This window comes from uncultured Methylobacterium sp., from assembly GCF_964251405.1.
Taxonomy (GTDB): domain Bacteria; phylum Pseudomonadota; class Alphaproteobacteria; order Rhizobiales; family Beijerinckiaceae; genus Methylobacterium.
This window is the reverse complement of record NZ_CAXUJR010000087.1, coordinates 1-11086: the sequence shown is the minus strand read 5'-3', so window position 1 is coordinate 11086 and position 11086 is coordinate 1. Positions and strand designations below refer to the sequence as shown.

Annotated in this window: 13 protein-coding genes; 7 read left to right on the top strand and 6 right to left on the bottom strand. The window is 70.6% G+C overall.

Features of this window, described 5'->3' with window-relative positions:
* Positions 1 to 311 precede the first annotated feature (311 nt).
* From ACFE7U_RS14480 to ACFE7U_RS14455, 6 genes are all read left to right on the top strand, one after another.
* On the top strand, positions 312 to 872 hold the full coding sequence (locus ACFE7U_RS14480) for an iron transporter (protein WP_375410421.1): 561 nt from the start codon (positions 312 to 314) through the stop codon (positions 870 to 872).
* A gap of 41 nt (positions 873 to 913) precedes the next feature.
* Positions 914 to 1231 (top strand): cupredoxin domain-containing protein, encoded by a 318-nt coding sequence (locus ACFE7U_RS14475; protein WP_375410428.1) that lies wholly within the window; start codon positions 914 to 916, stop codon positions 1229 to 1231.
* A 193-nt stretch (positions 1232 to 1424) separates the two neighbouring features.
* Positions 1425 to 2837 (top strand): 4Fe-4S binding protein, encoded by a 1413-nt coding sequence (locus tag ACFE7U_RS14470; RefSeq protein WP_375410427.1) that lies wholly within the window; start codon positions 1425 to 1427, stop codon positions 2835 to 2837.
* 34 nt (positions 2838 to 2871) lie between these two features.
* Entirely contained in the window at positions 2872 to 3696 is an 825-nt protein-coding gene (locus ACFE7U_RS14465) for an FTR1 family protein (RefSeq protein WP_375410420.1), read from the top strand.
* Between the two features lie 47 nt (positions 3697 to 3743).
* Positions 3744 to 3950, top strand: a complete 207-nt coding sequence (locus ACFE7U_RS14460) for a hypothetical protein (protein ID WP_375410419.1) — start codon at positions 3744 to 3746, stop codon at positions 3948 to 3950.
* A 22-nt stretch (positions 3951 to 3972) separates the two neighbouring features.
* Positions 3973 to 4248 (top strand): hypothetical protein, encoded by a 276-nt coding sequence (locus tag ACFE7U_RS14455; RefSeq protein WP_375410418.1) that lies wholly within the window; start codon positions 3973 to 3975, stop codon positions 4246 to 4248.
* A 93-nt stretch (positions 4249 to 4341) separates the two neighbouring features.
* On the opposite strand, the gene ACFE7U_RS14450 is transcribed toward ACFE7U_RS14455, so the two are convergent.
* The 6 genes from ACFE7U_RS14450 to ACFE7U_RS14425 all read right to left on the bottom strand — a co-directional run bounded on the left by ACFE7U_RS14450 (position 4342) and on the right by ACFE7U_RS14425 (position 9743).
* Complete coding sequence (locus ACFE7U_RS14450) at positions 4342 to 5352, bottom strand: P1 family peptidase (RefSeq protein ID WP_375410417.1); 1011 nt, start codon at positions 5350 to 5352, stop codon at positions 4342 to 4344.
* A 47-nt stretch (positions 5353 to 5399) separates the two neighbouring features.
* Positions 5400 to 5684: a hypothetical protein gene (locus ACFE7U_RS14445; protein ID WP_375410416.1), complete on the bottom strand. Its 285-nt coding sequence runs from the start codon at positions 5682 to 5684 to the stop codon at positions 5400 to 5402.
* Between the two features lie 93 nt (positions 5685 to 5777).
* Positions 5778 to 6503 carry an amino acid ABC transporter ATP-binding protein gene (locus ACFE7U_RS14440; protein WP_375410415.1) on the bottom strand — a complete coding sequence of 242 codons (726 nt, stop codon included), beginning with the start codon at positions 6501 to 6503 and terminating at the stop codon, positions 5778 to 5780.
* Positions 6500 to 7636, bottom strand: coding sequence for an amino acid ABC transporter permease (locus tag ACFE7U_RS14435; RefSeq protein WP_375410414.1), 1137 nt, complete (start codon positions 7634 to 7636; stop codon positions 6500 to 6502). The genes ACFE7U_RS14440 and ACFE7U_RS14435 overlap by 4 nt, the downstream gene beginning before the upstream one ends.
* Positions 7636 to 8736 (bottom strand): amino acid ABC transporter permease, encoded by a 1101-nt coding sequence (locus ACFE7U_RS14430; RefSeq protein WP_375410413.1) that lies wholly within the window; start codon positions 8734 to 8736, stop codon positions 7636 to 7638. Before ACFE7U_RS14430 ends, ACFE7U_RS14435 begins: the two co-directional genes overlap by 1 nt.
* A complete protein-coding gene (locus tag ACFE7U_RS14425; protein WP_375410412.1) occupies positions 8733 to 9743 on the bottom strand; it encodes an amino acid ABC transporter substrate-binding protein in 1011 nt (336 codons plus the stop codon). Before ACFE7U_RS14425 ends, ACFE7U_RS14430 begins: the two co-directional genes overlap by 4 nt.
* 214 nt (positions 9744 to 9957) lie before the next feature.
* On the opposite strand from ACFE7U_RS14425, the gene metC reads away from it, so the two are divergent.
* A partial coding sequence (gene metC, locus ACFE7U_RS14420) for a cystathionine beta-lyase (protein ID WP_375410426.1) occupies positions 9958 to 11086 on the top strand: 1129 nt, incomplete at its 3' end.

The window sequence follows — 11086 nt, the reverse complement described above, 5'->3', positions numbered from 1 at the left end:
CTCGGGGGCCATGCTCGGGGGCCATGCTCGGGCAGGGTCGCGACACGCGCTCCCGGCGCAGCCGTCGGTAACAACACCCCCGCCCCGGTAGGATTTACCTGCACGAATTACTCTGGAATTGTTTTAAATCGCAACTGATACACACTGCCCCGAAGGTGCCACGAAGTCGCGGCCAAGAGTAATCCCTCGACCATCATTGAAATCTTCTGCCGTTGGTTTATGTCTGCGCCCTGTCGATGACGGCGCGCAGGGTTGCGGCGCCGCAGGGCGTATCGGCGGCCACGCCGACGGTGCTGCAGGAGATCCGGGCCATGCTTGGTAGAGACCATCGTACGGCCCTGGCGGCTGCCCTTATCGCGAGCCTCGCCGGAGCGGGCGCCTTGAGCGCCAAGGAGGTGCCGATCGGCCCGCACGTGGTGCAGCAGGGCATCGACGTCGGCGCGGTCTACCTGCAGCCGATCGAGATGGACCCGCCTGGCATGATGCGGGCGGCGGCCGAGTCGGACATCCATCTCGAGGCCGACATCCGCGCCGCCAAGGACAACAGGAACGGCTTTGCCGAGGGCGACTGGATGCCCGCCCTCTCCGTCACCTTCGAGGTGGTGAAGCTCGACGGCGACACGCCGACCGCCACCAAGGTGAGCGGCATGCTGATGCAGATGGTGGCCAACGACGGCCCCCATTACGGCGACAACGTCAAGCTCGCCGGCCCCGGCCGCTACCGCCTCAAGGTCACGGTGGCGCCGCCTGGCCCCCACCAGCATTTCGGCCGCCACGTCGACAAGGAGACGGGGGTCGCCGCGTGGTTCAAGCCCTTCGACCTCGTCCAGGACTTCACCTTCGCCGGCACCGGCAAGAAGGGGGCGTATTGAGCACCCTCCCCTCTCGGAAGGAGGTCGCCGCGACGCGCGCGATCCTCGCCGCTGCCGTCGCGCTCCTGTTCCTGCCGGCGCCGGCGCGCGCCGAGGACCTGCCGGTGATCCGGGTCGAGATGCGCGATGGTATGATCGTACCGAGCATCATCGAGGTCCCGGCCAACACCCGGTTCAAGCTCGAGATCGCCAATACCGGACAGACGCCGGTGGAGTTCGAGAGCGCCGAACTCAAGCGCGAGAAGGCGATCGCCGCGGGCTCGACCTCATCCATCGTGTTTCGCACCGTCGATCCGGGCTCCTACCCGGTCTTCGACGATTTCCACCCGGGGGCCAAGGCGACCCTGGTCGCGAAGTAGGACACGCGGTGGGTTCGTGCTGAACGCTTTCCCCTCCCCCTTGTGGGGAGGGACCGAGGGTGGGGGTGGTTCCGCTGGCCTCGACAGAGGGTCACCCAGCCACCCCACCCCTACCCCTCCCCACAAGGGGGAAGGGAGTGATTCACCTGGATACGGTGACGTCTTTCACAACAAGGGACCTGCTTTGACCACCCTGCCCATCGCCCATCCGCGCGGCCTGCCCCGGCCCGGCCTCGGCCGGGTCGATGCCGGGCTTGTGCGCCTCGGCGACTGGCTCGGGCAGCACCTGCGCACGGTGCGCACCCTGCAATGGGCCGTGGTGGCGATCTACCTCGTGCTCGTGGCCGTGCCGGCCTTCCTGCCCCTCCCCGAGCGCACGGCCAATCTGTGGTCGAACCTGACGCTCGCCGCGCAGTTCGCGTTCTGGGGGATCTGGTGGCCGTTCGTGCTCGTCAGCATGGTGGTGGTCGGCCGGGCCTGGTGCGGGCTGCTCTGCCCCGAGGGCACGCTCACCGAAGTCGCCAGCCGCTGGAGCCTGGGGCGCGCGGTGCCGCGCTGGCTGAGCTGGGGCGGGTGGCCGTTCGTGGCGTTCGCCGGCACCACGGTCTACGGGCAGATGGTCAGCGTCTACGGCTACCCGAAGCCCGTACTGGTGGTGCTCGGCGGCTCGACCCTGGCGGCGATCGCGGTCGGCCTCGTCTACGGCCGCGACAAGCGGGTCTGGTGCCGCTACCTCTGCCCCGTCAACGGCGTCTTCGCGGTGCTGGCCAAGCTCGCGCCGGTGAGCTTCCAGGTCGACGGCCGAGCCTGGGCCGCCTCGCCCAAACCTCAGAAGGCCGACGCCTTCACCTGCGCGCCGCTCGTGGCGGTGAAGACCATGACGGGAGCCGGAGCCTGCCACATGTGCGGGCGCTGCTCCGGCTATCGCGGGGCGGTGCGTCTCGCTCGTCGCTCGCCCAACCACGAGATCGTCCATGTCGCCGGCACCGAGCCCGACGCCGGCCAGAGCGGGCTGATCCTGTTCGGGATGATGGGGCTGGCGGTCGGCGCCTTCCAGTGGTCGTCGAGCCCGTGGTTCGTCGCGGCCAAGCAGGCGCTGGCCACCTGGCTGATCGAGCGCGGCGTCGCCTGGCCGCTGGAGACCGCGCTGCCGTGGTGGGTCCTCACCAACTACCCCGAGCACAACGACGTGCTCAGCCTCCTCGACGGCGCCCTGCTGCTCGCCTACGTCGCCGCCGCGGCGATCGGGCTCGGCCTCGCCCTCTCGGCCCTCGTGGCGCTCGCGACGCGGGCGCTCGGAGCCTGGTCGTGGCCGCGCTTCCACCACCTCGTCCAGACCCTGATCCCGGTGGCCGGCTGCGGCTTGTTCCTCGGCCTCTCCGCGCTCACGGTGGGCTTCCTGCGCGGCGAGCGGATCGAGGTTCCCTACGTGCCCGAGATCCGGGCGCTGCTGCTCGCCGGAGCGAGTCTCTGGACCCTGCGCCTCGCCTACGCGGTGGCCGGCCTCTCCGATCGGGGCTCCGGGCAACTCGCCGCCACCGCCGCCATCGGCGCCGCCACCGCCCTCTCGGTGGCGGGCTGGGTCCTGATGTTCTGGGTCTGGTGAGCCCCCTTCCCATGTCATTGTCAGGAGATCCGCCGTGATCGGAGCCTTCGTCATCGCCTTCCGCGAGGTCATCGAGGCCGGCCTCATCGTCGGAATCGTGCTCGCGGCCACCCGCGGCATCGCCGGAGCCAAGGGCTGGATCGGCCTCGGGGTGGCGGGGGGGCTCGCCGGGGCCGCCCTGCTGGCGCTGTTTGCCGAATCGATCTCCGACGCCTTCGAAGGCACCGGCCAGGACGTGCTCAATGCCGCCGTGCTCATCCTCGCGGTCATGATGCTCGTCTGGCACAACACCTGGATGAGCCGGCACGGGCGGGAACTCGCCGGGGACTTGCGTGCCGCCGGCAGCGCCGTGCGCAGCGGCGACCGCACCGCCGCCGCCCTGGCCGTCGTGGTGGGAGCCGCCATCCTGCGCGAGGGCGCCGAGCTCGTGCTGTTCCTCTACGGTCTCGTCGCCTCGGGCACCTCGGGGGTGGAACTCCAGCTCGGTGCGGCGCTCGGGGTCGGCGCCGGGATCGCGGTCTCGGGGGCGGGCTATCTCGGGCTCGCCTCGATCCCGACCCGTTACGTGTTCTCGGTGACCTCGGCCCTCATCGTCCTCCTGGCGGCGGGACTGGCGGCGCAGGCGGCGCAGTTCCTCGCCAATGCCGGGGTCGTGACGGTGCTCGGCCACACCGTGTGGAACACCTCCGCCCTGCTCCCCGAGGGGAGCCTGCCCGGCCGCGTCCTGCACGCGCTCGTCGGCTACACCGACCGGCCGACGGCCCTGCAGGTGGTCGCCTATCTCGCCACCATCCTGGTGATGCTCGGCCTGATGCGCTGGAGCGCCGCGGGCCGTGCGCAAGTGGCGCGGACCGCCTGAGGCCGGACGCCCTTGCTCCGGATCGACCCCGATCTAGTTTGCAGGGAATGAACACCATCATCGTCGTCGCCCTGGTCTGCGCGGCCAGCCTCCCGCAGCCGGATTGCACGCGCGAGACTGCTCTGGACGTGATCACCGGCCCGGCCCACTCCCTGCAGGAATGCCTGCTGCAGGGTCCGGTGCTCGCAGCCAGTTCGGGCCATAGCGGCGCGTCCGGCAACTACGTCAAGACGCGCTGCGAGCAGCGGCGCTGATCGCAGCTTTTCGGGAGAGACCATGGACGACGAGGTCAGCCCGGACCGGGCGGTGATGATCCGCCTGCGGGCGCGGCTCGCGGTGGTGGAGCGGGCCGCCTGGTTCGGCTTCGCCCATGCGATGCAGAACGAACCAGAAGCGACCATGGCCTATATCGAGGCCGAGCGCGCCAAATGCGCCGAGGGGTTCGGCCAGCGCGGTTGGGCTGCGGACCTGACCGATGCCGAGCGCGCGATGCTGGGCGCCGAGGTCGATGCCGGTCTGGCGCAGCTGATCGTGGATGGCCGCGAGGCTTGAGACCCGGTTCCACGGGCAGCGTTCGATCGCCGCGACGCACGATCCCCTCTTCTCGCAAGCGGAGAGAGCGGGGAACGCGCGCAAACGCTCCGATCACGGTGATCCGTCGGCGGCTCCATACCGGTCGCGCCAAGCGGGCTGGACCAAGCCTGCCACATGCAGTGCCGTCGCCTCGTAGACCCCGATCGCCACCGCCCGTGCCAGGACCCGCGCGGCTGCGTCGCCGATCCGCGCGAGATCGATGATCGGATCGGCGAGCGCCACCCGGCCGGTGGCGACGGCAAAGACCACGTCGCCGTCGAGCGGCGTGTGAACCGGATGGATCGCCCGGGCGAGCCCATCCTGCGCCATGACGGCGAGGCGGCGGGCCTGCGCCTTGGTGAGCAGGGCATCGGTGGCGACCACCGCCAGCGTTGTATTGGCGCCGGGCACGCCCTTGCGTGGCCAGTCGAAGGCGGAAGCCGGCATCTGTTTGGGAAAGCCGAGGCCGCCGAATTCGGCCTCCACTTCGAACGGAGAGGCCCAGAACCACGGTCCCTCGCCCGCTGTCACCCGCCCGAAGGCGTTGACGACGGCGAGCGCCCCGACCTGCGCGGCCGTTCCGTCCACCGGCGCCGAGGCCGAGCCGAGACCGCCCTTGAGGTTGGCGGTGCAGGCACCGAGGCCCGCGCCCACCGAGCCCAGCGCGAAGTCGCTCGCCGCCGCGAGGGCCGCCGCATAGCCGAGTTCGCGATAGGGCGGATATCGCCCCCACTCCTTGTCGCCGCCGTTGAGGAGGTCGAACAGGATCGCGGCCGGCACGATGGGCACGCGGACCCCTCCGACGGCAAAGCCGCGCCCGGTCTCGGCGAGCCGGGCGACCACGCCGGCGGCGGCATCGAGCCCGAAGGCGGAGCCGCCCGACAGGACGAGGGCGTCGATCGTCTCCACCGTGCGCTCGGGATCGAGGAGGTCGGTCTCGCGGGTGCCGGGTCCGCCGCCGCGGACATCGACGCTTGCCACCACGGGCTCGTCGAACAGGATCGCGGTGGTGCCGCTGGCCAGCCGCCCGTCATGGGCATGGCCGACGCGGATGCCGGCGATGTCGGTGATCAGGCTGCGCATCGGTCGGGCTCCCGTCCGGCCGATCATCGCATGCTGGAGCGCCGGGGTCAGCGCCGGGCGGGGCCGGACAGGGGGTCGCCGCGCAGGAGGGCGTTCAACCGCTCGGTATCGAAGCCGTCGGTGGCCTTGGGCGGCGGCGCGACGATGGGCGTCGCCATCCGGGGCGTGCCGGCGATCGAGCCGGTGGTACTCGGAGCGAGCTGGTTGGCGCGGGCCATGACCGGGATGGCGGCGGCCGGCGGATGCGCCATTCGGTCGGCGCAGACGAATCCGATCGCCAGGATATTCACGCCGAAGACGCCGCAGACGGCAAGGGACCGGAGGATACGCAAAGCTTGTGCTTCCCGGGAAAGCGAGGAACGCCAAGGGTTAGCGCAAGGGCGTTAACGAACCGGAACAAGCCTCGCGCCTCCAAGCACCGGGTTTCACGGCAGCCCGAGGAAGGCCCTCGTCCGAGGGTGCTGCGGCGTCTCGAAGAACGCCTCCGGTCTCGCCACCTCGACGACCTGGCCCTCGTCCATGAACACGATCCGGTCGGCGATGCGCCGGGCGAACCCCATCTCGTGGGTGACGCAGACCATGGTCATGCCGGCTTGCGCCAGCCCCGTCATGGCGTCGAGGACCTCCTCCACCATCTCGGGGTCGAGGGCCGAGGTCGGCTCGTCGAACAGCATGACGGCGGGCTCCATGCACAGGGCACGGGCGATGGCGACCCGCTGCTGCTGGCCGCCGGAGAGCTCGCCGGGATAGGCGCCAGCCTTCTCGGGGATGCGCACGCGGGTCAGATGATCGCGGGCCAGCGCCTCAGCTCGCCGCCGCGGCAGGCCGCGGACATGGATCGGTCCGAGCGTGCAGTTCTCCAGGACAGTGAGGTGGGGAAACAGGTTGAAGCTCTGGAACACCATGCCGACGCGGGCGCGCACGGCATCGACCTGGCTGCCCTCAAGCGGAATGCCCTCAACCGTGATGGTACCGGAAGGGTGCGGCTGCAGGCCGTTGATGCAGCGGATCAGGGTCGACTTGCCCGACCCCGAGGGGCCGCAGACCACGACGCGCTCGCCCCGCGCCACGGCGAGGTCGACGTCGCGCAGGACATGGGTGTCGCCGTACCAGGCATTCACGCCCGCCAGGGCGATGGCGGGCGCGCTCATCGGGTCCGGTCCCCGGCGGCGAGCCGCCGCTCGATGAAGCCGGCATAGCGCGCCATGCAAAAGCAGAACGCGAAGTAGAACAGGGCCGCGAAGAGGTAGGCCGTGAGCGGCACCATCGGGGCCGACCAGCGCGGGTCGGCCCGCGAGGCCTCGAGCACGCGGATGAAATCGGCGATGCCGACGATGCTCACCAGCGTCGTGTCCTTGAAGAGCCCGATGAAGGTGTTGACGATGCCCGGCACCACCACCTTGAGGGCCTGGGGCAGGATGACGTAGCGCATCGCCTGGATCCGCGTCAGCCCGAGCGCCTGCGCCGCCAGCCCCTGCCCCGCCGGGACCGCCTGGAGGCCGCCGCGCACCACCTCGGCCATGTAGGCGGAAGCGAAGAGCGCGATGCCGATCAGCGGGCGCAGCAGCCGGTCGACGGTGAGGTCGCCGGGCAGGAACAGCGGCAGCATCACGTTGGCCATGAACAGCACGGTGATGAGCGGCACCCCGCGCCAGAACTCGATGAAGGCGATGCAGGCATAGCGCAGCACCGGCAGGCGCGAGCGCCGGCCGAGCGCGAGCAGGATGCCCAGCGGCAGCGCCGCCACGATGCCGACCATCGCCACCACGAAGGTGACGAGCATGCCGCCCCACAACCCCGTCGGCACCGGCTTCAGCCCGAGCCACGTCGCCCCGGCGAGCAGGAAGAACCCGACCACCGGCAGGAGTCCGAACACCAGACCCGCGCCGAGGCCCCGCCGGGGCGCGTCGAGCCACAGCATCCAGCCAGCGCCCAGGGCGGCGAGGGCGAAGACGAGGTTCACCCGCCAGCGCTCGGAGGCCGGGTAGGAGCCGTAGACGAGGTAGTTGATCTTCTCACCGATGAAGGCCCAGCACGCGCCCACCGGGCGACCGACCACCTCCGGGCGGCAGGCCTCGCCGGACGTGCCGGTCCAGACCGCGTCGAGGACGAGGAAGCGCAAGGCCGGCGGCACGAGCCAGGCGAGGAGCGCCAGGATCGCCAGGGTGGTGAGCGTGTTGCCCCACCCTGAGAACAGGTTCTCCTGCAGCCATCCCCAGGCGCCGCCAGCGCGCCGGGGCGGCTTCGAGGACGGGATCGGCGTGGCGCGGACGAACTCCGCCATCAGCGCCCCACCGGCGCGATGCGGGCGTTGTAGCGGTTCATCGCCAGCGCCGTGGCGAGGCTGATCGTGAGGTAGACCGCCATGGTGATCGCCACCGCCTCGATCGCCTGGTTGGTCTGGTTGAGCACGGTGCCCATGACCACGTGGACGAGATCGGGATAGCCGATCAGCACCGCGAGCGAGGAGTTCTTGGTCAGCGTCAGGTACTGGGAGGTGAGCGGAGGCACGATCACCCGCATCGCCTGGGGCACCGTCACGAGGCGCAGGGTCTGCCACCGGTTCAGGCCGATGGCCTGGGCCGCATCGGTCTGGCCCACCGGCACGCTGGCCAGCCCCGCCCGTACGATCTCGGCGATGAAGGCGGCGGTGTAGGTGGAGAGCCCGAGGAGCAGGGCGGCGAATTCCGGCAGCACCGGCAGCCCGCCCTCGATGTCGTAAGGCCCGCGCGCCGGCCACGAGACGGCGGCGGATCCCCCCAGCCACAGGCCGAGCACCGCCAGGGCGGGAAGCCCGAGACCCAAGCCGATCGCAGGGAGCACCCGCCGGGCCAGGGTGATCGCTGCGACGATCCCGGCCAGCAGTGCGGCCACGAGCATCCAGCCCCGTCCGAAGAAGTCGAGGCGCGGCAGGTAGAGTCCGCGCTGGCTCAGATAGACCCCGTCGGCGAGGCTCGCCGGTGCCCCCGGGTCGGGCAGAGCGAAGCGCACGGCCACGTACCAGACCAGCAATTGCAGGAGCAGCGGCAGGTTGCGGAAGAGATCGACATAGGCGGCCGCGAGACCGCGGGCGAGGAGGTTCGGGCCGCGCCGGACGATGCCGAGGGCAAAACCCAGGATCGTGGCGATCAGGATCGCAAGGCCGGACACCAGCAGCGTGTTGAGGAGACCGACCAGGATCGCGTCGAGATAGGTCGAGGTCGCCGCCGCGTAGCCGATCAGCCGCTGGCTGATGTCGAACCCGGCCACCCGCGAGAGGAAGCCGAACCCGGCCACGATGCCCTGGCGCGCGAGTTTCTCGGACGCGTTGGTGGCGGCGCCGTAGGCAAGGGCGGCGACGGCGGCGAGGAGCGCGGCCTGGATCGCGAGGCTTCGCACCCTCACCGGATCGGCGGCCCGTATTGCAGCCCTCCTTGCGTCCAGAGCGCATTGATCCCGCGCGGGACCTTGAGGGGCGAGCCCTCGCCGACGTTGCGGGCGAAGACCTCGCCGTAATTCCCGACATGGCGGACGATGCGGTAGGCCCAGTCCGTGGTGAGCCCCATCGCCTCGCCGTAGCGGCCCTCGAGCCCGAGGATGCGCCTGGCATCCGGGCCGAGCACGCTCCCGCGCAGGGCCTCGACATTGGCCTGGCCGATCCCGGCCTCCTCGGCGTCGAGCATGGCGTAGTGGGTCCAGGCGACGATGTCGCGCCACTGGTCGTCGCCCTGGCGCACCGCCGGGGCGAAAGGCTCCTTCGAGATGGTCTCGTCGAGGATGACGTGCGCGTCGGGCTCCGCCGTCTTGAGGCGCTCGCCATAGAGGGAGGACTTGTCGGTGGAGAGAGCGTCGCAGCGCCCCGATTCGTAGGCGCCCAGCGTCTGCTCGCTGTTGGCGAAGGTGACGACCTGATTCGTCAGTCCCCGGGTGCGGAACCAGTCGGCGAGGTTGAGTTCCGTGGTGGTGCCCTGCTGCAGGCAGATCGTGGCGCGGTCGAGCTGCTTCACCTGGGCGAGGTTGCGGTCCTTGCGCACCAGGAATCCCTGGCCGTCGAAGAACGTGATGGCGGGAAAGTTCATCGCGCTCGTGTCGCGCGACAGGGTCCAGGTGGTGTTGCGCGCGAGCACGTCGACCTCGCCGGACTGCACGGCGGTGAAGCGCGACGGCGACGAGAGCGGGATGAAGCGGACCGCCTTCGGGTCGTCGAAGATTGCCGCGGCCATCGCCCGGCAGAAATCGACATCGAGGCCGCGCCACTCGCCCTGGCTGTCGGGCACGCTGAAACCCGCGACGCCGGGGCTGACGCCGCAGACGAGATGCCCGCGTGCCTTCACCTGGGCGAGGGTGCCGTCGGCGAGGGCGGGGGTGGCGGCGAGCAGGACAAAGAGCAGGCCCGCGGAGGACGATCGCATGCGTTGGCTCAATCCCGATCCCTGCCGTTCCTTCGATCGCCCCCGTCCGTCGATCCGGGGGCAGCCCCGGGATGACCGCGTGGGGTTCGCCATGGGGTGGCCGCCCCTCCGTTGATCCAAGTTCGGCGCCCCTCGGTCAACCCCGCCGGGTTGACGCGCGGGAAGCGAGCGGGCTGTGATCGCAGCGCAAAATTCCTTCCCCGCCACGGTCCCGATGTCCAACACCCCTCCCCGCGATCCCGCACGCTTCGGCCAGAGCACCCGCCTCGTCCATGCCGGGCGCGATCCGGCCAGTCAGCACGGCTTCGTGAATGCCCCGATCTATCGTGGCTCGACGGTGCTGTTCCCGACCTACGACGACCTCGTGCATCGGCGAGGCCGCTACGATTACGGCACCAGCGGCTCGCCGACGATGGATTCGCTCAAAGACGCCTGGAGCGAGCTCTCGGGGGCGGCCGGCACGGTGCTGACGCCCTCCGGCCTCGCCGCCCTGACGGTGGCGCTGATGGCGGTGGTGAGTGCGGGCGACCACCTGCTGGTCAGCGATTCCGCGTACCGCCCGACCCGCCTCTTCTGCGACGGCGTGCTCAAGCGCTTCGGGGTCGAGGTCACCTACTATGACCCCCTCGTCGGGGACGGCATCGGCGCTCTGATGCGGGGCAACACCAAGGCGGTACTGGTGGAGGCGCCGGGCTCGCAGAGCTTCGAGATGCAGGACGTGCCGGCGATCGCGCACGTCGCCCATGCGCGCGGGGCCGCGGTGATCATGGACAACACCTGGGCGACGCCGCTGCTGTTTCCGGCCCACGAGCGCGGTGCCGACATCGTGGTCGAGGCCGGCACCAAGTATCTCAGCGGCGGCTCGGACCTGCTGCTGGGCCTCACCTCCGCCAACGCTGCCTACTGGCCCGCCCTCCACCGCACCTTCGAACACTTCGCCATGTGCGCCGGGCCGGAGGACGTGTTCCTCGCCCTGCGCGGCCTGCGCACGATGGCGCTTCGCCTGCGCGAGCACGGTCGCCAGGGACTCGCCATGGCGGAGTGGCTGCAGGGCCGGCCGGAGGTGCTGCGGGTGCTCCACCCCGCCCTGCCCGACGATCCCGGCCACGCGATCTGGAAACGGGATTTCTCGGGGTCGTCCGGCCTGTTCGGCGTGATCCTGAAGCCCGTCCCCACCGCGGCCCTGGCGGCGATGCTCGACGGGCTGGAGCTGTTCGGGATGGGCTTCTCCTGGGGCGGCTTCGAGAGCCTCGTCATCCCCTTCGACTGCAAGACCTACCGCACCGCCACCCGCTGGGAGCCCGGCGGGCAGGGATTGCGGTTCCATATCGGGCTGGAGGATC